General features: G+C 70.0%; 21 protein-coding genes and 1 riboswitch. Of the genes, 2 read left to right on the plus strand and 19 right to left on the minus strand.

Annotated features, from left to right (window positions below; all coding sequences use genetic code 11):
• Positions 1–194: 194 nt before the first annotated feature.
• From ACWA14_RS10025 to infC, 17 genes are all read right to left on the minus strand, one after another.
• Positions 195–2,345: a bifunctional hydroxymethylpyrimidine kinase/phosphomethylpyrimidine kinase gene (locus ACWA14_RS10025; RefSeq protein WP_463792975.1), complete on the minus strand. Its 2,151-nt coding sequence runs from the start codon at positions 2,343–2,345 to the stop codon at positions 195–197.
• Positions 2,342–3,187 (minus strand): hydroxyethylthiazole kinase, encoded by an 846-nt coding sequence (gene thiM, locus ACWA14_RS10030; protein WP_463792976.1) that lies wholly within the window; start codon positions 3,185–3,187, stop codon positions 2,342–2,344. The genes ACWA14_RS10025 and thiM overlap by 4 nt, the downstream gene beginning before the upstream one ends.
• Positions 3,178–3,271, minus strand: a riboswitch (TPP riboswitch). Its footprint overlaps the gene before it by 10 nt.
• A gap of 54 nt (positions 3,272–3,325) precedes the next feature.
• The gene (locus ACWA14_RS10035; RefSeq protein WP_463792977.1) at positions 3,326–4,297 is read right to left on the minus strand and encodes an NAD-dependent epimerase/dehydratase family protein; all 972 of its coding nucleotides are present in this window, start codon (positions 4,295–4,297) and stop codon (positions 3,326–3,328) included.
• Positions 4,298–4,344: 47 nt separating this feature from the next.
• Positions 4,345–5,070 carry a DUF402 domain-containing protein gene (locus tag ACWA14_RS10040; RefSeq protein WP_463792979.1) on the minus strand — a complete coding sequence of 242 codons (726 nt, stop codon included), beginning with the start codon at positions 5,068–5,070 and terminating at the stop codon, positions 4,345–4,347.
• A 48-nt stretch (positions 5,071–5,118) separates the two neighbouring features.
• Positions 5,119–7,617 (minus strand): phenylalanine--tRNA ligase subunit beta, encoded by a 2,499-nt coding sequence (pheT, locus tag ACWA14_RS10045; RefSeq protein WP_463792981.1) that lies wholly within the window; start codon positions 7,615–7,617, stop codon positions 5,119–5,121.
• The gene (gene pheS, locus ACWA14_RS10050) at positions 7,617–8,657 is read right to left on the minus strand and encodes a phenylalanine--tRNA ligase subunit alpha (RefSeq protein ID WP_463792984.1); all 1,041 of its coding nucleotides are present in this window, start codon (positions 8,655–8,657) and stop codon (positions 7,617–7,619) included. The genes pheT and pheS overlap by 1 nt, the downstream gene beginning before the upstream one ends.
• A gap of 33 nt (positions 8,658–8,690) precedes the next feature.
• On the minus strand, positions 8,691–9,626 hold the full coding sequence (locus tag ACWA14_RS10055; RefSeq protein ID WP_463792986.1) for an amino acid ABC transporter permease: 936 nt from the start codon (positions 9,624–9,626) through the stop codon (positions 8,691–8,693).
• Positions 9,623–10,270: an amino acid ABC transporter permease gene (locus tag ACWA14_RS10060; RefSeq protein WP_463792988.1), complete on the minus strand. Its 648-nt coding sequence runs from the start codon at positions 10,268–10,270 to the stop codon at positions 9,623–9,625. Before ACWA14_RS10060 ends, ACWA14_RS10055 begins: the two co-directional genes overlap by 4 nt.
• Before the next feature lie 61 nt (positions 10,271–10,331).
• Complete coding sequence (locus ACWA14_RS10065; protein WP_463792989.1) at positions 10,332–11,240, minus strand: glutamate ABC transporter substrate-binding protein; 909 nt, start codon at positions 11,238–11,240, stop codon at positions 10,332–10,334.
• Between the two features lie 73 nt (positions 11,241–11,313).
• Positions 11,314–12,063 carry an amino acid ABC transporter ATP-binding protein gene (locus tag ACWA14_RS10070; RefSeq protein WP_463792991.1) on the minus strand — a complete coding sequence of 250 codons (750 nt, stop codon included), beginning with the start codon at positions 12,061–12,063 and terminating at the stop codon, positions 11,314–11,316.
• Between the two features lie 367 nt (positions 12,064–12,430).
• Positions 12,431–13,393, minus strand: a complete 963-nt coding sequence (locus tag ACWA14_RS10075) for a TAXI family TRAP transporter solute-binding subunit (protein ID WP_463792993.1) — start codon at positions 13,391–13,393, stop codon at positions 12,431–12,433.
• Positions 13,390–14,766 carry an ATP-binding protein gene (locus tag ACWA14_RS10080; RefSeq protein WP_463792995.1) on the minus strand — a complete coding sequence of 459 codons (1,377 nt, stop codon included), beginning with the start codon at positions 14,764–14,766 and terminating at the stop codon, positions 13,390–13,392. The genes ACWA14_RS10075 and ACWA14_RS10080 overlap by 4 nt, the downstream gene beginning before the upstream one ends.
• 3 nt (positions 14,767–14,769) lie before the next feature.
• Entirely contained in the window at positions 14,770–15,441 is a 672-nt protein-coding gene (locus ACWA14_RS10085; protein ID WP_463792996.1) for a response regulator transcription factor, read from the minus strand.
• Between the two features lie 34 nt (positions 15,442–15,475).
• A complete protein-coding gene (locus ACWA14_RS10090; RefSeq protein ID WP_463792998.1) occupies positions 15,476–16,288 on the minus strand; it encodes a TrmH family RNA methyltransferase in 813 nt (270 codons plus the stop codon).
• Between the two features lie 151 nt (positions 16,289–16,439).
• Positions 16,440–16,826, minus strand: a complete 387-nt coding sequence (rplT, locus tag ACWA14_RS10095) for a 50S ribosomal protein L20 (RefSeq protein WP_045279802.1) — start codon at positions 16,824–16,826, stop codon at positions 16,440–16,442.
• 32 nt (positions 16,827–16,858) lie between these two features.
• Positions 16,859–17,053: a 50S ribosomal protein L35 gene (gene rpmI / locus ACWA14_RS10100; protein ID WP_036278714.1), complete on the minus strand. Its 195-nt coding sequence runs from the start codon at positions 17,051–17,053 to the stop codon at positions 16,859–16,861.
• Between the two features lie 73 nt (positions 17,054–17,126).
• On the minus strand, positions 17,127–17,840 hold the full coding sequence (infC, locus tag ACWA14_RS10105; RefSeq protein WP_463793000.1) for a translation initiation factor IF-3: 714 nt from the start codon (positions 17,838–17,840) through the stop codon (positions 17,127–17,129).
• 126 nt (positions 17,841–17,966) lie between these two features.
• Here infC and ACWA14_RS10110 point away from each other — a divergent pair, with 126 nt between their 5' ends.
• Entirely contained in the window at positions 17,967–18,407 is a 441-nt protein-coding gene (locus ACWA14_RS10110) for a DUF1844 domain-containing protein (protein WP_463797421.1), read from the plus strand.
• A 35-nt stretch (positions 18,408–18,442) separates the two neighbouring features.
• On the opposite strand, the gene ACWA14_RS10115 is transcribed toward ACWA14_RS10110, so the two are convergent.
• Together ACWA14_RS10115 and priA are read right to left on the minus strand one after the other, a co-directional pair.
• On the minus strand, positions 18,443–19,267 hold the full coding sequence (locus ACWA14_RS10115) for an SseB family protein (RefSeq protein WP_463793003.1): 825 nt from the start codon (positions 19,265–19,267) through the stop codon (positions 18,443–18,445).
• Complete coding sequence (gene priA, locus ACWA14_RS10120; protein WP_463793006.1) at positions 19,251–19,997, minus strand: bifunctional 1-(5-phosphoribosyl)-5-((5-phosphoribosylamino)methylideneamino)imidazole-4-carboxamide isomerase/phosphoribosylanthranilate isomerase PriA; 747 nt, start codon at positions 19,995–19,997, stop codon at positions 19,251–19,253. The genes ACWA14_RS10115 and priA overlap by 17 nt, the downstream gene beginning before the upstream one ends.
• 137 nt (positions 19,998–20,134) lie before the next feature.
• Between priA and ACWA14_RS10125 the strand changes: the two genes are divergently transcribed.
• Positions 20,135–21,679 (plus strand): MinD/ParA family ATP-binding protein, encoded by a 1,545-nt coding sequence (locus tag ACWA14_RS10125; protein ID WP_463793008.1) that lies wholly within the window; start codon positions 20,135–20,137, stop codon positions 21,677–21,679.
• The last annotated feature ends 2 nt before the right edge of the window (positions 21,680–21,681 follow it).

Below are 21,681 nucleotides of genomic sequence, written 5' to 3' on the forward strand. Positions count from 1 at the left end.
GGGTCGGTTGGCCGAGGCGGCGACACCGGCACTCGACCGCCGTCAGGCAGGAGCGCGGGGTCGCCTAGAGTCGGCGGTCGGCCCGGCGTCGGCGCACCACGAGGACGCTCGGAACGAGCGTCGAGGATGCGGAGGCGGCCGAAGGCATGCCGCGACGATAGCGCGCCCGCGACGGCATCCGCAAATCCGGGAGGTCACCCGGCGTCGTGCACTCCCCCGGGTGCCTCGAAGAAGTCGCGTTCGAGCCGGCTGGAGGCCTCGAAGACGCGCCGCATCCGGGCGCGGGTGCTGTCGTCGGCGATCGCGGCGGCCTGCGTCACGTACTCGACGGCCCGCACGGTCGCGGTCGCGAAGGCCGGGTCGGCGTAGGTCGCGAGCCACGTCGCGTACGGATGCGAGGGCTCGCGTGCCGACGCCCCGAACTCCCCCGCCTGCAGGCGGGCGCCGAGATCGGTGTACAGCCAGAAGCATGGCAGGATCGCGGCGATCAGTTCCGGATAGTGGCCGCCGAAGGCCACCGAGCGCAGGTGATCGAGGTAGGCCGTGGTGACCGGTGCCGGTTCTGCGGCGAAGGTTCCCTCCGACACGCCCGCCGCCGGAGTCAGCCACGCCGCGTGCAGGTCGAGCTCGCCCGCGATGGCTCCGTGCGCGGAATCCGCCCAGAACGCCTGTTCCGCCGAGGTGGGAGCGAGGCGCGCGGCCTCGGCGAGCACCCGCGCGTACGCGCGGAGATACAGCGCGTCCTGCGCCAGGTAGAACAGGAACGACGCGCGTGGCAGGCTGCCGTCGGCCAAGGCGCGGATGAACGGCAGGGCGTCGATCTGGGACCGGATGTCGGCGATGCCGTCCCACCAGGTGGTCGCGATGTCCTCCGCGCGGGGTCGCGTCGTCAGCCCGCCCCTGCTCCAGAGTCCGCTGAAGTGATGCACGGGGCCGTGTCCGCGCCCGACGCGGAGGCCGGCACCCGCACGGAGCGACTCGCGCAGCCAGGTGCGCGCCGCGTCGACGGCGTCCCCCGGCTCCTCTCCTCGCGCCATCCGGGTGGCGATGGCCGAGGACAGCGAGCAGCCGGTGCCGTGGGTACTCCCGGTCGCGAGGCGCGTACCCGCGAACTCGCGTCGCGAGCCGTCGCGGGCATCGACGAGGGCGTCCGGCGCCTGATCGCCGGGCAGGTGGCCGCCTTTCACGAGCACGGCGGCCCCGATGCGCGCCGAGAGTCGTTCCCCCGCGGCGAGCGCGTCCTCCCAGCCGTGGAGGCGGTCACCGGTCAGCACCTCCAGTTCGGCGAGGTTCGGCGTGATCAGATGCGCGCGCCTCGCCAGCTCGTGCAGCGCCGACTCCGCGTCCGCGTCGAGCAGTCGGTCCCCGCTGGTGGCCACCATGACGGGATCGAGGACGACGATCGGCGGCCTCACCCGGTCGAGCCACGCGATCACGGTCGAGACCACGTCGGCATCGGCCAGCATCCCGATCTTCACGGCATCGATCACGATGTCGTCGGACAGCGCGTCCAACTGCGCCCCCAGCATCTCGGTCGGCGGCACATGCACCGCCCGCACACCACGCGTGTTCTGCACCGTGAGCGCGGTGATCGCGGCCATCCCGTAGCCGCCGTTCGCCGCGATCGACTTCAGATCGGCCTGGACGCCCGCGCCGCCGGACGGATCGCTACCGGCGATGCTGAGCACACGGGGCACGGCGGACCGGCGCCAGCGGCGGAGGAAGGCACTCGCGGTCGCGCGGGGATCCGGTGCCGCGCACAGGGCGGACACCACGGCGAGGCCCGCGGCTCCCGCCTCATGCAGGCTCTCGGTGTCGTCGATGCCGACGCCCCCGATCGCGACGCATGGCAGCGGACTCGCGGCGGTGATCGCGCGGAAGCCCTCGACCCCGAGTGCCGGTGGATGGTCCGTCTTAGTGAGCGTCGGACGGATCACCCCGACCCCCAGATAGTCGACCGTGCCCGCGGGCAGTGTCTGCAGGGCCGCGAGGTGCGCCGGAGTGTTCGCGGTGAGGCCGATCAGGGCGTCCGCTCCCAGTTCCCGGCGCGCGCGGAGCACCGACGCATCGCCCTGGCCGAGATGGACGCCGTCGACCCGAGCCCCGCTCTCGCGTGCCGCGAGGGCCGCGTCGAGTCGATCGTCGACCACGAGCAGGGCCCGCCCGTCGATCACGCGGGACAGCGCGAGGAGCTGCGCCTCGACCTCCGCATCGGACGCGCCCTTGTCGCGCAGCTGGACGATGCGCACTCCCCCGTCCACCGCCTGTCGCACCGTCTCGACGACGCCGCGGTCACCGCACAGGTCGGGATCGGTGACCAGATAGAGCGAGAGGTCGGCGATCATCGTGCACTCAGCTCCACGCGTGCGGCGCCGGCGAGGTCGCCGGGCTGTACGGCGGCGAGCGCATCCAGCAGGGCGACCGCGAAGCTGCCGGGGCCGGACGACACGGCCGCGGCACGCTCGGCGGCGATCGTGTAGACGAGGGATGCCGCGGCGACCGCGTCGAGGGACGCCACCTCCGTGTCCCGCGCCGCGCCGAGGAACGCCGCCATGACCGCTCCCAGCGCGCAGCCTCCCCCGGTGACGAGGGTCAGCAGCGGGTCGCCGTTCGCGATGCGGATCACCCGCGTCCCGTCGGTGATCAGGTCGATCGGTCCCGAGACCGCGACCACGCTGCCGTGCCGTGCGGCGAGGAGAGCTGCGGCGTCCGCGGCGCTCTCGGTGCCGTCTGTGGCATCGACGCCCCGCCCGCCCCTGCTGAGACCGGCGAGCGCGAGGATCTCCGAGGCGTTGCCCCGGATCGCGGTCGGACGCAGCGCCGCGAGCGCCGCGGCGAGGGCCGTGCGGAGGGGAAGTGCACCGATCGCGACCGGATCGAGCACCCACGGTGTCCCCGCGGCATTCGCGCCCACGGCGGCCTCCACGCTCGCGGCACGCTGTTCCGGTGTGGGGGTGCCGAGGTTGAGCAGAACGCCCGATGCGACCCCGGCGAACATCTCGGCCTCACCCACGATGTCGACCATCGCGGGCGCGGCGCCGACCGCGAGCAGCACGTTCGCGGTGAAGCCCGTCACCACCGCATTCGTCAGGCAGTGCGTGAGAGGGGGCTTCTCCCGCACGCTGTGCAGCAGCGACGCGGCAGCCGCGACGACGGAATCGGACGATGGACGCAGACGATCGCTCATTGCGACATCCCTTCGCTAGTACGAACTAGATCAGGTTCGACGGGTCTGTTCTCAGCCGCGGTCGCGGCACCCCGTGTCACTCGGTCGCAGTCTAGCGAGAGGGCGGTCATCGGTTCGGCGACCCTCCGCTCGCGCGGCTCAGGGGTGCGCGGCGAGCAGGGCGAGCTCGTCCGCACGGGTCAGTCCCGCTCGTCGCTCGCGATCGATGCCCCGGCGACGTTCGTCCGCGACGACGCGGGCGATCGTCTCGCTCAGGGGCCGCAGCACCCCGCCGCTCTCCTGATACGCGGACTGCGAGCGCGTCATGAACCCCGTCATGTCCGCCGGCAGCCAGAGCGGGAGGGAGCGTTCACCCGCCCAGTACGCCACGCCGTGGTCGAGCAGCCACTGCTCGTCGGCTTCCACGATCTCGCCGGTGTGCCCGGAGGCCGCACGAACGGCCTCGAGGACGTCTGCGAGCGGATGACGGTGCCCGATCGCGTTCACCGCTCCGTGCATCGCGGCGAGGGAGGAGGACACCGCGTAGGCCGCGAGATCGTCGACGTCGATCACCTGGGTGCTCCGTCCCTCCCGCGGCGGGACGAGCACCGGACCGCTTCCCGCGCGGGCGAACGCGGCAGCCCAGTAGCCGAAGCGATCGCTCGGATCGCCGTCGCCGACGATCAAGCCGGGGCGGATGAGGAGCGCTCGATCCCCCAGCCGCCGCACCCGCTCTTCCCCTGCGGCCTTCTGGGCGCCGTAGTCGTACTCGTCTCCGGGCCGAGCGGGCGGGTGCGTGGGAGCGGATTCATCTGCTCCCACGGTGACGTCGTCGGAGTACACCGACATCGACGACACGTATGTCCAGCGCGCGGCCTCGGCACCCAGCGCCTCGAGCGCCGCACCGACGTGCTCGGCCTGCGAGGAGATGTCCACGACGTGATCCCACTCCCGGTGCACCTCGTCGTAGGCATCGGGCCGGTCGCGGTCGCCTTGCACCAGCACGGCCCCCTCGGGCACCGGACGAGCGCCGCGTGCGAGACAGGTCACCGCGGCACCCTGTTCGATCCACTGCCCGGCGATCCGCCCCGAAAGCCAGCCCGTCCCGCCGAGAATCAGCACATCCGTCATCAGGCAATGTCACCATGATCCCGATCGGGAGCCCAGCGCGTTCGCTGTCAGCGGTGCCCCGACGTGGTGAGGTCGTCGAGGCCGGCCAGGCGCGGCACGGTCCAGCGCGGGTCGGGCCGCCATCGCCGCCACTCCTCGTCGAACGCCCAGTGCCCGTCATGGAACGCGGCGATCGCGGCATCCGCGTGTCGCTCGATCCGCGCGGCCTGCTCCCGACTCAGCCGGCCCTGCTCGATCGCGGCGACGACCTCGTCCTCGTCCTTCAGATGCACGCCACCGTCGGCATCGATCTCGACGTCGAGGATGTGGTCGGAGGTGTACGTGTCGTGATCGGTGCGCAGGTGGGCGTTCTCGAGGTTCATATACCACCCGGCGAACTCCCAGTCGTCGCCGGCCGTCTCGCTCCAGAAGAGCCAGACCGACCATGCGGCTCCCGCGGGGGCGATGCGCAGGATGCCGTTCCCCCACCACTCCTCCACGATGCGCGTGCGCTGTTCGAGCCAACGCCGCTCGAGCGGCACCGTGCGCACGCGCCTGCCGTCGGCGGCGCCCTGTGCCTCCTGCAGCGTCCCCGGCGCGAGCCATGCCACGAGTCCACGCTCGTCATCGCGCACGACGCGCATCGGCGTGATGGTCGATGGCTCTCCGGGCTGCCATCCCGGCTTGCGGTAGTGCCAGTCGATCTGCGCACCGGACGCGAGGAACGGCGCCTCGCCCAACCAGCGCGCGTCGTCGGGGACGGCCGCCGGAGTGGCGTGAGGGAGGATGCTCATCCCGTCACGCTACCCCCGGCGACCGCCCCCGCACGGGAGGATGTCGCGTCAGTCGCGCAGTGAGGCGTCGAACCGTTCGGCCGCCACGGCGACTCCTGCGAGCTTGGCCTCGGTCGCCTCGGCCGCGGTGAGCGTGCGATCCGCGGCGCGGAAGCGCAGGGCGAACGTGAGGCTCTTCGAGCCGTCCGGTACGCCGTCCCCCCGGTAGTCATCGACCAGACGCACGGACTCCAGCAGGGGCCCGGCGCCCTCGGTGAGCGCCGCCCGCACGTCGGCAGCCGGGATGTCCGCCGGCAGCACCAGAGAGGCGTCCTGGGTCGCAGCGGGGAACGTCGAGAGCGACGCGGCCACGACGCGGCTGCCCGCGAGAGTGAGGATCAGGTCGAGGTCGAGTTCGAGCACGACGGCGCGACCGGGAAGATCAGCCCCCTCGGAGACCACGGGGTGCAGTTCACCGAGATAGCCGACCTCGCGCTCGCCCACCCGGAGCACACCCGTGCGCCCGGGGTGCAGGGCGGCGCGCTGCGACTGCGTCACCTCGAGCTCCACCCCGGCCGCAGCGGCGATCACGCGTACCGCATCCAGAGCATCCGCGAGGCCCGCGGCCTCGGCGGCACGGCCCGGCTGGCGCGTGACGATGTTGCCGGTCAGCAGCAGAGCCACGTGGCGATGCTGGGGCGGGATCGAGGCGTTCAGCGCTGCGAGCGTGTCGTCCGACGGCCGCGCACCGAGGGGCGGTACGTCGTCGGTGCCGTAGACCACGCCGGCCTCCGGCAGGAAGACCACGCCCGTCTCGAAGATCGCGAGGTCGGTGAGGCCGCGCGAGATGTTGCGGTGCGCGGTCTGCAACAGGCCGGGGATCAGGGAGCGACGCAGGAACGGGGCCTGCCCGTCGAGAGGATTCGCGAGGCGGATGCTCGGCAGCTTCTCGCCCGAGGCGGATCCGTGCAGATCGTTCTGCGCCTCGGTCGTGAACGGGAATGCCGGGGTCTCGACGAATCCCGCCGCGGCGAGAGCGTCGGACACCCGACGGCGACCCTGCTGGAGCGCGGTCAGGCCGCGTCCGGACGGAGGGGTCGGAAGCACCGAGGGAATGCGGTCGAGACCGTGGATGCGAGCCACCTCTTCCGCGAGGGTCCACTTGTCGGTGAGGTCGGGGCGCCAGGTGGGCGGGATGACGGTCCAGCCGGTGTCGGCCTGCGACACCTCGGCGCCGATCGTCGTCAGCGCCCCCACGATCTCGTCGTCGGTGTAGTCGACGCCGATCAGGCCCGCGATGAACCGCGCGGGCAGTTCGATCTCACCCACGAAGACCTCGGCGAACAGCGCGCCGCCCTCCTCGGTGAGCGTGCCGCCGGCGAGCTCGACCATGAGGTCGGCCGCTCGGCGGGCCGCGACGAACGGGATGAGCGGGTCGACGCCGCGCTCGAACCGCTTCGAGGCCTCGCTCGGCAGCTTGTGCCGACGAGCGGTGCGGGCGATCGTGATGGGGTCGAAGGTCGCGGCCTCGATCAGCACGTTCGTCGTCGTCGCACTCATCTCTGTCGTGCCCCCACCCATGACGCCGGCGAGACCGATCGGGCCGGACTCGTCGGTGATGAGCAGATCCTCGACGTGGAGCACGCGCTGCGCGCCGTCGAGCGTCGTCATCTTCTCACCGGGAGCCGCTCGGCGGACGGTGATCCCGCCGGTGAGCGTGTCGAGGTCGTAGCCGTGGAGGGGCTGACCGAGCTCGAGCATGACGTAGTTGGTGATGTCGATGAGCACACCCAGCGACCGCATACCCGCCAGGCTGAGACGCGCGACCATCCACGGCGGGGTGGGACGCGAGGGGTCGACGCCGCGCACCACGCGCGTGACGAACTCGCTCGCCCCGACGCGGCCGCGCACAGGCGACACGTCGTCGACCACGGCGGTGTGCCCGGTACCGGGCTGCAGCTCGTCGAAGTCGCGCTCCGCCGGGTCGCGGAACGTCGTGCCGGTGGCGTGCGAGTACTCGCGGGCGACGCCGCGCAGCGAGAACGCGTATCCACGGTCGGGCGTCACGTTGATCTCCACCGCGACGTCGTCGAGGCCGAGGAGCTCGATGGCGTCGGCGCCGACGGGCGCGTCGATGCCGAGATCGGAGAGCACGAGGATGCCGTCGTGCTCGTCGCCGAGTCCCAGCTCCCGCGCCGAGGCGATCATGCCGTCCGACACGTGGCCGTACGTCTTGCGCGCCGCGATCGGGAACGGACCGGGCAGCACCGCGCCGGGCAGGGTCACGACGACCTTGTCCCCGACGACGAAGTTGTGGGCGCCGCACACGATGCCCCGCGGCTCGGCCTCACCGACGTCGACCTGGCACCAGTTGATGGTCTTGCCGTTGGACTGCGGCTCGGGCTCGAGCGAGAGCACCTGTCCGACGACCACGGGACCCGTGATGTCGAAGCGATGCACGTCCTCTTCCTCGAAGCCGACCGTCACCAGCGCCGCGAGGACGTCCTCCGGCGTGGCATCCGCTGCCACATCGACGTATTCACGCAACCACGAAAGCGGGACGCGCATCACACCACCATCCCGTACTGCTCGCTGAAGCGGACATCGCCCTCGGCCATGTCGCGCATGTCCTGGACATCGCTGCGGAACATCAGCCCGCGCTCGATCCCCATGCCGAACGCAAAGCCGCTGTAGACCTCGGGGTCGATCCCGGCCGCGCGGAGCACGTTCGGGTTGACCATGCCGCAGCCGCCCCACTCGATCCAGCGCGCGCCGCCCTTGAAGGTCGGGTGCCAGAGGTCGAGCTCGGCGGATGGCTCGGTGAAGGGGAAGTAGTTGGTGCGGAAGCGCATCTTGGCCTCCTCGCCGAAGAGCTGCTTCGCGAAGTGATCCAGCGTCCCCTTGAGGTGCGCCATCGTGATGCCCTTGTCGATCACGAGGCCCTCGAACTGGGTGAACACCGGAAGGTGCGTCGCGTCGAACTCGTCGGTGCGGTAGACGCGTCCGGGGCATAGCACGTAGATCGGCAGCTCGCGGTCGAGCATCGAGCGCACCTGCACGGGACTGGTGTGCGTGCGCATCACGAGGTGACGTGAGGCGGGATCGACGTAGAACGTGTCCTGCTCCTGGCGAGCGGGGTGGTCGACGTCGAAGTTGAGCGCGTCGAAGTTGAACCACTCGTGCTCGAGCTCGGGTCCCTCCGCGATCTCCCAGCCCATGCCGACGAAGATGTCCGACACCTTGTCCTGCAGGAGGTTCAGCGGATGCCGTGCCCCGACCCGGGTGCGGGAGGGAATCGCGGTGATGTCGATGCGCTCCGACTCGAGTCGCGCGGCGACCTCCGCCGCGGCGAGATCGGCCTCCTTCGCGGCCAGCGCCTTCGTGACGGCGCCGCGGCCCTGACCGACGAGCTTGCCGAACGCGGCCTTGTTCTCGGGCGCGACCTGACGCATCGACGCGTTGAGCACCGCCAGTGGCGACCCCTCCGCGACATGCGCGGCCCGGGCCGCCCTCAACTCGGTGGTGTCGGCGGCAGCGCCGATCGCAGCGAGCGCTGCGGCCACGGCCGTTTCGACTGCTTCTGGGGTGATCTCTGGAGACTCAGACACGAGATCAGAGTCTACCGGCGCGGGCGGCGGCGCTCAGACGCCGCCCGTGCTGTTGCCGATGTTGAACTTGCCCGCGCCCCTCTGCATGGCGATGAGCTCGGTATCGGTACCACCACCGTGGAGGCGAGGGTCGTCGTCGCCACCGGCCTGGGGAGTGCCGCCCGTCAGCCTCGGCGATCGCCGGGTGCGGATCTCGAGCCAGCGCGCGATACCCGAAAGGATCAGGCACATGATGATGTAGATGCCGCCGATCACGAAGGCGGACTGCAGCACCGGGCGTCCCTGCTGCGAGGTGAGCTGCTTGGCGAAGTAGAGCAGCTCGGGGTACGTGATGATGAAGCCGAGCGCGGTGTCCTTCAGTGTCACGACGAGCTGGGCGACGATCACCGGCAGCATGGCGCGGACGGCCTGCGGCAGGAGGATCAGACGCATCACACCGCTCTTCCGCAGTCCGATCGCGTAACCGGCCTCACCCTGGCCGCGGGGAAGCGACTCGACGCCGGCACGCAGCACCTCGGCGAGAACCGAGCCGTTGTAGACCATGAGCGCGAGCACGACCGCCCAGTACGGCTCCATGCTGACGCCGAGCACCGGCAGTCCGTAGTAGAGCAGCATCATGAGCACCAGGACGGGGACGGCACGGAAGAACTCGGTGATCGCGGTGACCGGGATGCGGATCCACGCATGGTCGGACAGTCGTCCGATCGCGAGCACGAACCCGACGGCGAGCGCCAGCAGTGCGGCCAGCCCGAAGGCGGCGAGCGTCCGGCCGAGAGCGCCGAAGATCTGGGTCCACACGGCGCTGAACGTGAAGACGTACCAGCGGGAGGCGTCGAACTGACCGCTCTCGTAGAAGCGGTAGCCGATGAAGCCGAGCAGGGCGAGAACGACGAGCACCGTCGCGACACCGATCAGCCGGTTGCGGAGGATGGCCTTGGGACCGGGGACGTCGTACAGGACGGAAGTCATCGCGCGATCCTCCACTTGTTCTCGAGATAGCGCTGCAGCCAGCTGAGCAGCAGGACCAGGGCGACGAAGATGACCGCGACCCAGAGGAGGACCACGAGGGCGTTCTCACCGCGCTCGCTGAGGTAGGAGCGGATGGCTCCGAGTTCGAGCACCGAGAAGCCTGCGGCGACGGTCGTGTTCTTCAGCAGAGCGATGAACACGCTCATCATGGGAGGGACGACCGAGCGGAATGCCTGCGGGAGCACCACCAGGGTCATGACCTGCCCGAACGGGAGGCCGATGGCGCGGGCGGCCTCGGCCTGCCCGACCGGGACCGTGTTGATGCCCGCACGGATCACCTCGGCGACATAGGTCGCCGTGTAGATGCCGATGGCGAGGATGCCGAGCACCGTGGTGCTCAGCTTCGGCAGCCCGAGCTGGGGGTAGCCGAAGATGAAGAAGAAGAAGACCAGCGTGAGCGGGGTGTTCCGGATGAGGTTCACGTAGAGCGTTCCGACGGCCCGGGCGATGGGCACCGGGGCGACGCGCATGGCTCCGACGATGAACCCGAGGATGAGCGCGAGCACCGCCCCGCCGAAGAAGATCAGCAGGGTGTTGCGAAGCGCCTCACCCCACAGATCGAGGTTTCCGAAGATGACGTCCACGCCGTCCTCCCCTTCAGGGTCTGAGGAGGGGGTGGCCGGAGACGGCCACCCCCTCGATCGGTCAGTCGACGGCCGGCTGGCTGACTTCGATGCCGGAAGAACCGAGGTTCTTGTCGAAGATCGCCTGCCAGATGTCGCCACCGTCGGTGAACATCGTGCTGATGAACTCCTGCAGGGCCGCGTCATCCTTCGCGAGGCCCACGCCGTAGCGCTCCTCGGTGAAGGGCTCGCCGACGACCTTGAGGTTGTCGGGGTCCTGCGCGGCGTAGCCGATCAGGATCGCCTGGTCGGTGGTCACGGCCTGGACCTCGCCCGAGAGCAGTGCCTCGACGCACGCGGAGTACAGGTCGAACTCCTTGGTCGGGACGTCGGGGTAGTTGTCGCGGATGTTCTGGATCGGGGTGGAGCCCGTCGCCGAGCACACCGTGGTGTCGGCCGTCAGGTCGGCCTCGCTCGTGATGTCCTCGTTGTCGGCCGCCACCAGCAGGCCCTGGCCCGTGATGAAGTACGGACCGGCGAAGGCGATCTGCTCCTTGCGCTTGTCGGTGATCGAGTAGGTGCCGACGTAGTAGTCGATGTCACCGTTGACGATGGCCTGCTCGCGGTTCGCGGAGGCGATCGCCTTGAACTCGATCTTGTCCTCGTCGTAGCCGAGGGATGCCGCGATCCAGCGGGCGATGTCGACGTCGAAGCCGGTGCGCTCGTTCGTCGTCACGTCGAGGTAGCCGAGACCCGGCTGGTCCTCCTTGACGCCGATGACGACCTTGTCGCGGTCGGTGATCGCGTCGAACGTCGGGCTGCCTTCGAGCTCGACATCGCTGGCGACCTCGAACCAGGTCGAGTCCTCGCCGCCCTCTTCGCCGCCGGTGCCGGCGCCGGGGTCGGACGGGCTGCCGCTGTTGCAGGCCGTCAGTGCCAGCAGCGCCACCGCTGCGATCCCGATGCCTGCCAGTGTCCGTGTGCGTCGCATGTGCGTCTCCTTCGTGTGCTGTGTGTGCAGGGTCTGTGAAGTGCGTGGGTGCGGGAGTGCGTCGTGCCGCGCGTCAGTGCGTGAGGAGCTTCGAGAGGAAGTCCTTGGCCCGGTCGCTCTTCGGGTTCGTGAAGAACTCCTCGGGCTTCGCCTCTTCCACGATCCGGCCGTCGGCCATGAAGACCACCCGGTCGGCGGCCTTGCGGGCGAAGCCCATCTCGTGGGTCACGACGATCATCGTCATGCCCTCCTGCGCGAGGTCGACCATGACGTCGAGCACCTCGTTGATCATCTCGGGATCGAGAGCGCTGGTCGGCTCGTCGAAGAGCATCACCTTGGGGTGCATCGCGAGTGCACGGGCGATCGCGACTCGCTGCTGCTGGCCGCCGGAGAGCTGTGCCGGGAGCTTCGAGGCCTGCTGCGCGATGCCGACGCGCTCGAGCAGCTTCATCGCCTCCTTCTCGGCATCGGCCTTCTTGAGGCCGCGCACCTTGATGGGGCCGAGCGTCACGTTCTCGAGGATCGTCAGATGCGCGAAGAGGTTGAACGACTGGAACACCATGCCGACGTCGGCGCGGAGGTTCGCGAGGCCCTTGCCCTCGGCGGGCAGCTCCTTGCCGTCGATGCTGATGGTGCCGCTGGTGATCGTCTCGAGGCGGTTGATCGTGCGGCACAGCGTCGACTTGCCGGAGCCGGACGGGCCGATCACGACGACGACCTCGCCGGAGTCCACGGTGAGGTTGATGTCGGTGAGCGCCTGGAAGTCGCCGTAGTGCTTCTGAACGTTATCGACCACGACGAGGGCATTACCTGAGGTCATCATTTCTCCAAACTAGCCAGGCGGTCAGCGTCGTTGTGCACGATCTGAGCGAGATTTACACGTTCGTAATCCTTGCGCACCGCGTGGTGCGGCGCGGGGCACACGTTCCCCACGGCCGCTCCCCACCGAGCCGTGGGGACGTGGCGGGTGCTGTCATCGCCCCCACGACGGCCGGCACCCGTGAACGCCCCTCCGGGGGCGACCACGACGTCATCGGGGTTCGAAGAGCGTGCGGACCTGCGGGTCGTGCAACAGCTCGCGGGCATGCGGATTCTCCGTCGAATCGATCGTGATCGCCCTCACACTGGCAGAGCACCGTCACCCGAGGGAACTTCTTGAGGGTTTCTTGAGGGATCGTCGGCCATCGCGGTCAGCGACCGCGGTCACGGTAGTAGTCGATAGCCCCGGGATGCAGTTCGACCGGGGCCGTGAAGATCGCCTGCCGCCTGTTCAGCAGCGCAGCAGCGGGAACCTCGGCGCCCATCCGCGACCGCGCGTCGAAGAGCGACTGCAGGACGTCCCGGATCACGGCGTCCGGGGTGGAGGCCGCCGCGAGCAGATAGTTCGGGACGGCCATCGTCGGCGCCGATTCGGTGAGTCCGTACGTGCCCACGGGGAAATCCGCCGGGCGATACGCATCGGAGTAGCGCTCGTTGACCGCGGTGATCCACTCCTGCTCGATCGGCAGAAGCCGCACCGGCAGTTCGGTCGCGAGTTCCTGGATGCCCGGCGTCGGCAGCCCGCCGACCCAGAAGAAGCCGTCGATCTCCCCCTGCTCCATGGCGGCGATCGACTCCCGGAGGTCGAGTTCCGGATCGCGGACCGCGGCACGTTCGACGCCGGCCGCATCGAGCACTCGGTTCGCGATCACATTCACGCCGGAGTTCTCCGCCCCGAGGGAGACCGTCTTGCCCGCCAGATCGGAGATGTCGTCCACCGCCGAGTCCGCACGAACGACCACGTGCACGTACTCGTCGTACAGACGGGCAACGGCCCGCACGTCGAGCGGCGCATCGAACGCACCGACGCCGGCCACGGCATCCGCGGCCGCATCGCCCTGCGCGAAGCCCAGCAGCGCGTCGCCCGCGGCGACCCGCAGCAGATTGTCGACCGAGCCGCCCGTCTCCTCGACCACCACGTCGATGTCGAGCGAGTCCGAGAGCTCGTGCGCGAGGTGGCCGCCGTAGTCGAAGTAGACGCCGGTGGCGCCCCCACCGGCGATCCGGTACTGCTCGTCGGTCCATTCGCCCGCCCGGGGTGCGCAGGCGCTCAGGGCGAGCACCACCGCCAGACCGAGCGCGGCCACCAGGGCGGACCGTCGGAGCCCCCTCACTCTGACGCTCCCTGAGAGATCCGCAGCTCGATCCGCAGACCGCCGTCCCCCGGCGAGGCGACGGACAACTCGCCGCCGATCGACGTCAGCAGATCCGTCGCGATCGCCAGCCCCAGCCCGGTTCCCGGGGTGTCACCGCTGTCCGCACTCCGCCAGAACCGATCCGTCGCGGCGTCGACCTGATCCTGAGCGAGTCCCGGTCCGTGGTCGCGTACCGCGATCACGCTCGCATCGTCCTCCGTCCGGGCGCCGACCTCGATCACTCCGCCGTCGGAGGAGAACTTCACCGCGTTGTCGATCACCGCGTCCAGCGCGCTCTCCACGGCGGTCCGATCGGTGACGCCCATGACCGACTCCTCCCCCACCATCCGGAAGCTGATCGCGCGCCGCGCCGCGACATCGCGCCACGCATCGACCCGCCGGGCGGCGAGCGCAGCGAGATCGACCGCGGAGAACAGCGAGTCCGCCCGATCCCGTCGTGCGAGCCCGAGCAGGGTCTCGAGGATCCGCGCCATCCGCCGCCCCTCCTCGCGTGTCTCCTCCACGTCGTCCTGCCACTGCGGCCCCAGTCCCGTCGCCAGGTGCTCCACCCGCAGCAGCAGCGCGTTGAGCGGGTTGCGCAGTTCGTGCGAGGCGTTCATCGCGAACTCCTGCTGCCGCGATACCACCCGTTCGATCTCCTCCGCCATGCCGTTGAACACGCTCGTCATCCGCCGCAGCTCCGGGGGGCCCGTGTCCTCGGCGACTCGGGCGTGCATCTCTCCGCGCTCGATCGCGATCATCGCGTCATCGAGCCGCCGGACGGGCGAGAGCACCCAGCGTGCGAGCTGGAAGACCAGCAGGACGCCCAGCGCGCTCAGGGCGACGGCCACCGCGGTCAGCGCGAGCGTCTGGCGCAGGATCTCCGCGCGTGGCGTCTCGACGTCGGCGGTGATCAGGACGGCCCCGATCACATCGCCGTCATCGAACACGGGTTCCACGGTCGCGGCCTCCGACAGCGCCCACGGGAACGGCGGATCCGGCGCTTCGGCGCGTCGGCCGGAGAGGGCGAGCCGCACCCCCTCGGCCGCGTCATCGCCGAGCACCTCCCCGTCGGGATCGCTGGTCGCCCAGACCGCACCTGAGAGATCGAAGACCGACACGTCGACGCCGTGGACCTCGCGGAAGCGACGAGCCTCGCCCTCGATCACCGTGGGGCTGCCGGAGCGCAACGCCTGTCGCGCGCTGCTGACGAAGTAGCCGAGGTCACCGAGCTGCACGCTGTACGCCGCCTGCTGGATGCTGCGCGCGGTGCTCCACCCCGTGGCGCCCGCGAGCGCGAGCAGGATCGCGATCACCGGCACGAGGAAGACGATGATCAGCCGGGTGCGCATCGCTCAGGCACCCGCGAGCCGATAGCCGACACCGCGGACGGTCTCGATCAGCTGACGCTCTCCGGTCTTGCGCCGGATGGCGCCCACGTGCACCTCGAGCGAGTGACCGAAGCCGCGCCAATCCGTGTTCCAGACCTCCCGGATCAGGCGCTCCTTGGGGACCGCGACTCCGGGGTAGCGCGCGAGGACCGCCACGATGTCGAACTCCTTGCGCGTCAGATCGACCGCGGCGTCGTCGACGAGCAGCTGCCGGGCGATCAGGTCGATCTGCACCTCTCCCCTCTGCACAGACACGCGTGACTCGGCATCAGGGCGCACCGGGCGCGAGCGGCGCGTCACCGCCTCGATCCTCGCCAGGAGTTCGTGCACGTCGTAGGGCTTCACGACGAAGTCGTCCGCCCCGGCGCGCAGCCCCTTGATGCGCTCCGTCACCTGGCTGCGCGCGGTCACCACGACGATCGGGACATCCGAGCGTCCCCGGATCCGCCGGCAGAGATCGATGCCGTCGACATCCGGGAGACCGAGATCGAGGAGCACCACCTCGGTGTCCGCGCCGAGCAGTTCGAGCGCCTGGGCACCGTCCGCGGCGCGCACGGTCGCGTATCCCGATCGCGCGAGGAAGGCCTCGAGAGCGGCAGAGACCCGCTCATCGTCTTCCACGATCAGAATCCGCATCGATCCCGCCCTCTCCCCGTCTGGTCGACGCGTCTCAGCCCGCCGACGCCGCGCGCTGCGCGAACGCACTCTCGTACAGGCACACGCTCGCCGCGGTCGCGAGGTTCAGCGACTCCGCACGACCGAAGATCGGAAGCTTGAGCACGTGATCGGCGAGGTCGAGCGCGTCGTCCTCGAGGCCCCGCGCCTCGTTGCCGAAGAGCCAGGCGGTCGGCTCGGCGAGGAGACCCTCGGCGCGAGCGGCGAGCAGGTCATCGCCCTTGACGTCGGCGGCGAGGATGCGCAGACCGGCACCGTGCGCACGGGCGACGACGTCCGAGAGCTCCCCCGCGATCGCGACGGGCAGGTGGAACAGGGAACCGGTCGTGGCCCGCACGACCTTGGGGTTGTAGGGGTCCACGGTGCGTCCCGTCAGCACCACGGCATCCGCGCCGGCGGCGTCCGCTGCCCGGATGATGGTGCCGAGATTGCCGGGATCGCGCACCTCCTGACAGATCGCGACCAGACGGGGCTGCGCATCGAAGATGTCGCGCACCGAGGTCGGCGTCTGCCGCACGACCGCCACGAGCCCCTGCGGGGTCACCGTGTCGGCCATCGCGTTCAGCACGTACTCCGTCACGTATTCGACGTCGATGTCGGCCTCGGCGGCCCGGGCGCGGATGTCGGGATGCTTCTCCCACCCCGACGGGGTGGCGAACAGATCGACGATCGCGTCGGGCAGATAGGTCAGTGCCTCGCGCACGGACTGCGGGCCTTCGAGCAGGAACAGACCTGTCTCGGTCCGCGCACTGCGCTTCGTCAGCTTCGCCACAGCACGGACTCGGGGGGACCGCGGGTTCTCCAGCACGATCACAGTCTAAGAGGCGGGACCCGCCGGAGCGTGCCATTCGCGGCGTCGCAGCTCTCGCCGCCGCCGCAGATGCTCCTCTCGGCGCGGGACGGGGGAACGCGAAGAGGGCGCCCTCCCGAAGGAGAGCGCCCTCTTGTGCTTCTGATGCTTACGCAGCCGACTTCGGCGCGTTGACGTCGGAAGGCAGAGCCTTCTTGGCCGTCTCGATCAGCGTGGTGAAGGTCGCTGCGTCGTTGACCGCGAGGTCGGCGAGCATGCGACGGTCGACCGTGACACCGGCGAGGCCGAGGCCCTGGATGAAGCGGTTGTACGTCATGCCGTTCTGGCGGGCCGCAGCGTTGATGCGCTGGATCCACAGACGACGGAAGTCGCCCTTGCGCTTGCGACGGTCACGGTACGAGTAGACGAGCGAGTGGATGACCTGCTCTTTGGCCTTGCGGTACAGGCGCGAACGCTGACCGCGGTAACCCTTGGCGCGCTCGAGGATGACCCGGCGCTTCTTGTGGGCGTTTACCGCCCGCTTGACTCTTGCCATTTTCCTGTGTTCCTATTCGTGCGTCGGGCGCGTCAGCGGCCGAGAAGCTTCTTGGCCGTCTTGGTGTCAGCCTTCGAGAGCACCTGGTCCTGGTTCAGACGACGGGTGCGGCGGCTCGACTTGTGCTCGAGGTTGTGGCGCATCCCGGCCTGCTGCTTCTTCAGCTTGCCGCTGCCGGTGATCTTGAAGCGCTTCTTAGCACCCGAGTGGGTCTTCTGCTTCGGCATCTTCTCTTCCTTCGTCATGCGCCCAGTCGGGCGACGTTGTCAACCCGCGGTGCGGGAGATCGTGGGGGCGGTGTTACTCCGCCGGAGCCTGAGCCGGGGCATCCGACTCGCTCTTGGCCTCGCGGGCCGCCTGCTTGTTCGCGGCACGCTGCGCATCACGCACGGCGTTCTGCTCCTGCTTGGCCTCGGACTTGCTCTTCAGCGGGGCCACGACCATGACCATGTTGCGTCCGTCGATGGTCGGGTTGGACTCGACCGTGCCCAGCTCGGCGACGTCTTCCGCGAACTTGCGGAGAAGACGCACACCCTGCTCGGGGCGCGACTGCTCGCGACCGCGGAACAGGATCATGGCCTTGACCTTGTCGCCGGCCTTGAGGAAGCCCTCGGCGCGCTTGAGCTTGGTGATGTAGTCGTGCGCCTCGATCTTCAGTCGGAAGCGGACTTCCTTGAGGATCGTGTTCGCCTGGTTGCGGCGAGCTTCCTTTTCCTTCTGGGCAGCCTCGTACTTGAACTTGCCGTAGTCCATGATCTTGACCACGGGGGGCTTCGAGTTGGGGGCCACCTCGACGAGATCGAGGTCGGCTTCCTGTGCCAGGCGCAGTGCCGCCTCGATGCGGACAACACCGATCTGCTCACCCGCGGGGCCGACGAGGCGGACCTCGGGGACGCGGATGCGCTCATTGGTACGGGGATCGCTGATGCGGAACTCCTTAGACGATGTGATTCGGCCGCCGTGATGCGCGGTGCATCCCGGGCGAAATCGGAGTCGTCCCCCACCCACCGGCATTCAGACGCCGGCTCTGCACCCTGACTACCGCCCCTTCTCTCGAACGGAACCGGTGGAGTGCAAGACCCGGTAGCCTGGAACGGCAAGCGCGGGTGGGAAGTGAATCCTCTTTCGTTCCGGAGCATGATGCTCCGGAGCCCGCTGAAGTCTAACAGAAAGCAAGGCGAAGTGACGACTCAGGGCCAGCACGAGGCAGACCGCGAACGCGAAGAGCGCTGGGCGCGACAGGAAGAGGCCGCAGCGTCCGCCACCCGGGACATCGCCGACGTCCCCGCGGTCGAGGTCATCACGACCGCCGCCGTGCACCTGATGAGCGCCGCGGCCGTGAAGCTCGGGCTCGCCGACGATCCGCAGGCGGCCGCTCAGCTCGACCTCGACGAGGCGCGCAAGCTGATCAACTCGCTCGCCGGGCTCATCACCGCCGGCGCCCCCGAGATCAGTGACATGCACGCGCGGTCGCTGCGCGACGGTCTCCGTTCCCTGCAGCTCGCCTTCCGCGAGGCCTCGGTCATCCCCGACCCGATCGGCAAGGGTCCGGGCGAGAAGTGGACCGGACCGGTCACCTGAGCCCGGCCACGTCCGTGCTCCCCGCCGCCTGATTCCTAGGCGCTGCGGCGGAGCTTGACGGTCAGCGAGTCGGCGAGCACCGCGATGCGGTCGTCGGCGGCCCAGCGCTGCGCCAGGCGTGCCAGCACGGCATCGAGCACCGCCCGCTCGAGCCCGTCGACGAGCTCCAGGATCACGATGAGTTCCGGGCCGCGCAGTCGCGCGTCGGGATCGCCCGCCGCCACGGCCACGTCGATCACGGCGAGTTCATGCGCGACACTCGCCTGGAGCGCCTCGAAGACCTCGGGCGACAGGTAGCTGGGCTCCCACCTGTGCCCCTGGGCGATGGCCCACACGGCAGGACGGCGGATCACGAACTCGGTGTCGGAGGTCGGGTCGAGCACGATCAGGTCGGTGTCCTCCGCGGATGCCGCAAGCGCGGCACGCACGGCTTCGACCGGGATCGGGCGCGCGGTGGCATCCCACCGGCCCATGGCCTCGACCGAGGAGAACACGGGCTGTACGCGACGGCCGTCGGGCGCGGCGACGGTCACGATCGACAGCTCCTGCGTCTTGTCGACGGCGAGGCCGCTGGGGGCGACACCCTCCTCGCCCTTCTCCGCGATGAGCGGGATCAGGACGCGGGCGCCGCGGAAGGCGTCGACGACCGCCTCCTGACTGCCCTCACCGGCACGGAAGCGCAGCAGGGCGGAGAGCAGGGCGGGGTCGGCCGAACCGTCGTCGCCCGCGTGGGGATTCGACTCGAAGCTGCGCCCCTCCCACGGAACGCCCGCGGAATCGCCCGGGTTCACGGAACCGTGAGCGAGATCACCATGACCCTCGCTCCCGTGGCCGCAGGTGCCGTCAGTCTCCCGCGACATCCAGCGCCTCAGCCAGCGTGAACGCACCCGCGTAGAGCGCTTTGCCGACGATGGCGCCCTCGACACCCAGCGGCACGAGTTCGCGCAGCGCGGCGATGTCGTCGAGGTTGGAGATGCCGCCCGAAGCGACGACCGGCTTGGGGGTGCGCGAGGCCACCTCGCGCAGGAGCTCGAGGTTCGGACCGCGCAGCGTGCCGTCCTTCGTCACGTCGGTCACCACGTAGCGGCTGCAGCCGGCGTCCTCCAGCCGGTCGAGGACCTCCCAGAGGTCGCCGCCCTCCTGGGTCCAGCCGCGTGCCGCGAGAGTCGTGCCGCGCACGTCGAGCCCGACCGCGATGGCCTCGCCATAGCGCGCGATCACGTCAGCTGCCCACTCGGGATTCTCGAGAGCGGCCGTGCCCAGGTTGATGCGCGTGGCTCCGCTCTCGAGCGCGGCTTCCAGCGTCGCGTCGTCGCGGATGCCGCCGGACAGCTCGATGTTCACGTTCCGGAACTGCTTGATGACCTTGCGGAGGATCGACGTGTTGCTCCCTCGGCCGAACGCGGCGTCGAGGTCGACGAGGTGGATCCACTGTGCGCCCTGAGCGACCCACTCCCCCGCGGCGTCCAGCGGGTCGCCGTAGTTCGTCTCGGTGCCGGCCTCACCCTGGGTGAGACGCACCGCCTTGCCGCCGGCCACGTCGACCGCCGGGAGAAGGGTGAGGGAAGGAGACTGCGCGAAGTCGTTCATGGGTTCCTAAGGTGAGGATGCAGATGCGTGGCCCGAGCACACCCGTGGCGGACGCACGAGAACCGAGGGTATCGCGCGCGGGGGCGGCCTCCAAATGCGCGGGAAATGCCGAGGAAACACACGGGTTAGGCTGAAGCATGATGTCCGGACCGCAGGAAGATGCCACACCGGGCTCGGCAGCGCCCGCAGACGACGCCGAGCCGCGACTCGTGGAGTCCGTCCCGCTCTTCCCGGCCGGAGCGCCTCCGGTCCCGCCGCTGCCCGCGCCGGACGCCTCCGCAGCCCCGCAGCCGCCCTATCGCCGCACACGCGCCGAAGCCCGTGTCGACCGCGTTCCGGTCTTCGCTCCCGAGCCAGACGCGGATGACGCCGTGGGGGACGACACCGTGTGGGAGGACACCGTGCCGGCCAGAGCGGTACCGACCACATCGGCACCTGCTGCACCCGCACCGGCTGCACCCGCGGCGGATGACGCGGACTCGACGGACGCGGCTCCACCGACCGCCCCGGTGCGCACGACTCCTCCTCCTCCTCCTGCCGCCCCGGCGTCGGCCACCCCGTCGTCCCGTCCGGCGCCGCCGGCCTCCGCGCCGGTGACGCCTCCGCCGCCCGCCTCGACGCCCGTGCCACCCGCGCTGGCGAACGTGCCCGCACCGGCGGCGACGCCCCGACCGGCGTCCCTGGCGACGCCGGCACCCGCGGGACCCGACTCCTCCGGCCCCGCGTTCATCGAACCCGCGTCCCGTCGCGAGCAGCGCGTGCTCCGCGACCGAAACTCGTTCCTCCAGACCGAGCGTCCCGAGGAGCCCGCCCGCGAGGGCGCTCGCGGGGCACTCAACCGGCTGGGCCTACGCGTGCGCCCCTCCGCCCAGGAGCAGTCCGCCCGCGACGACGAGCTCGCCGTGAGCCAGCACTGGGCGGGTCCGCGCACGATCGCCGTGGTCAACGGCAAGGGCGGCGCAGGCAAGACGCCGACGACGATCCTGCTGTCGGCCGTGTTCGCCCGTTACGGGGGCGCCGGAGTGCTCGCCTGGGACAACAACCAGACCCGCGGCACCCTGGGCTGGCGCACCGACACCGGCGCGCACGACCGCACGCTGCTCGAGATGCTCCCCGAAGCGGGACGACTGCTCGGCACCAGCGCCCAGTCTGCCGACCTCGCGCACTTCATGCACCACCAGCCCCGAGAGAAGTACGACGTCCTGCGCTCGAAGCCGATCCGGCTCGCGCACGAGAACCGTCTCAGCCCCTCCGACGTCGATGCGATCCACTCGGTGGCGGCGAAGTTCTACCGGCTGATCATCATCGACTCGGGTAACGACGAGTCCGACCCGATGTGGTTGCGGATGATCGACCACGCGGACCAGCTGGTCATCGCCACCACGACGCGCGCCGACCACGCCGAAGCCGGTGCCCTGCTCATCGAGGCGCTCGAGGAGCGCGACGAACGCTCGGCACTGCTCGCCCAGCAGTCCGTCGCCGTGGTCTCGCAGGCCGACCCGAAGGCGACCCCCGCCGACATCGAGAAGGTCGTGAACGGCTACCGGTCGCTGTCACGCGATGTCGTCAGCATCCCGTTCGATCACGAGATGGTCGACGGTCCGCTGCGTTACGGAGCTCTCGCGAAGCGCACTCAGCGCGCGTGGCTCGCCGCGGCAGCATCGGTCGCACGCGGATTCTGACG

The sequence above is a fragment of the Microbacterium sp. TW_SC_2 genome (genome assembly GCF_055361165.1).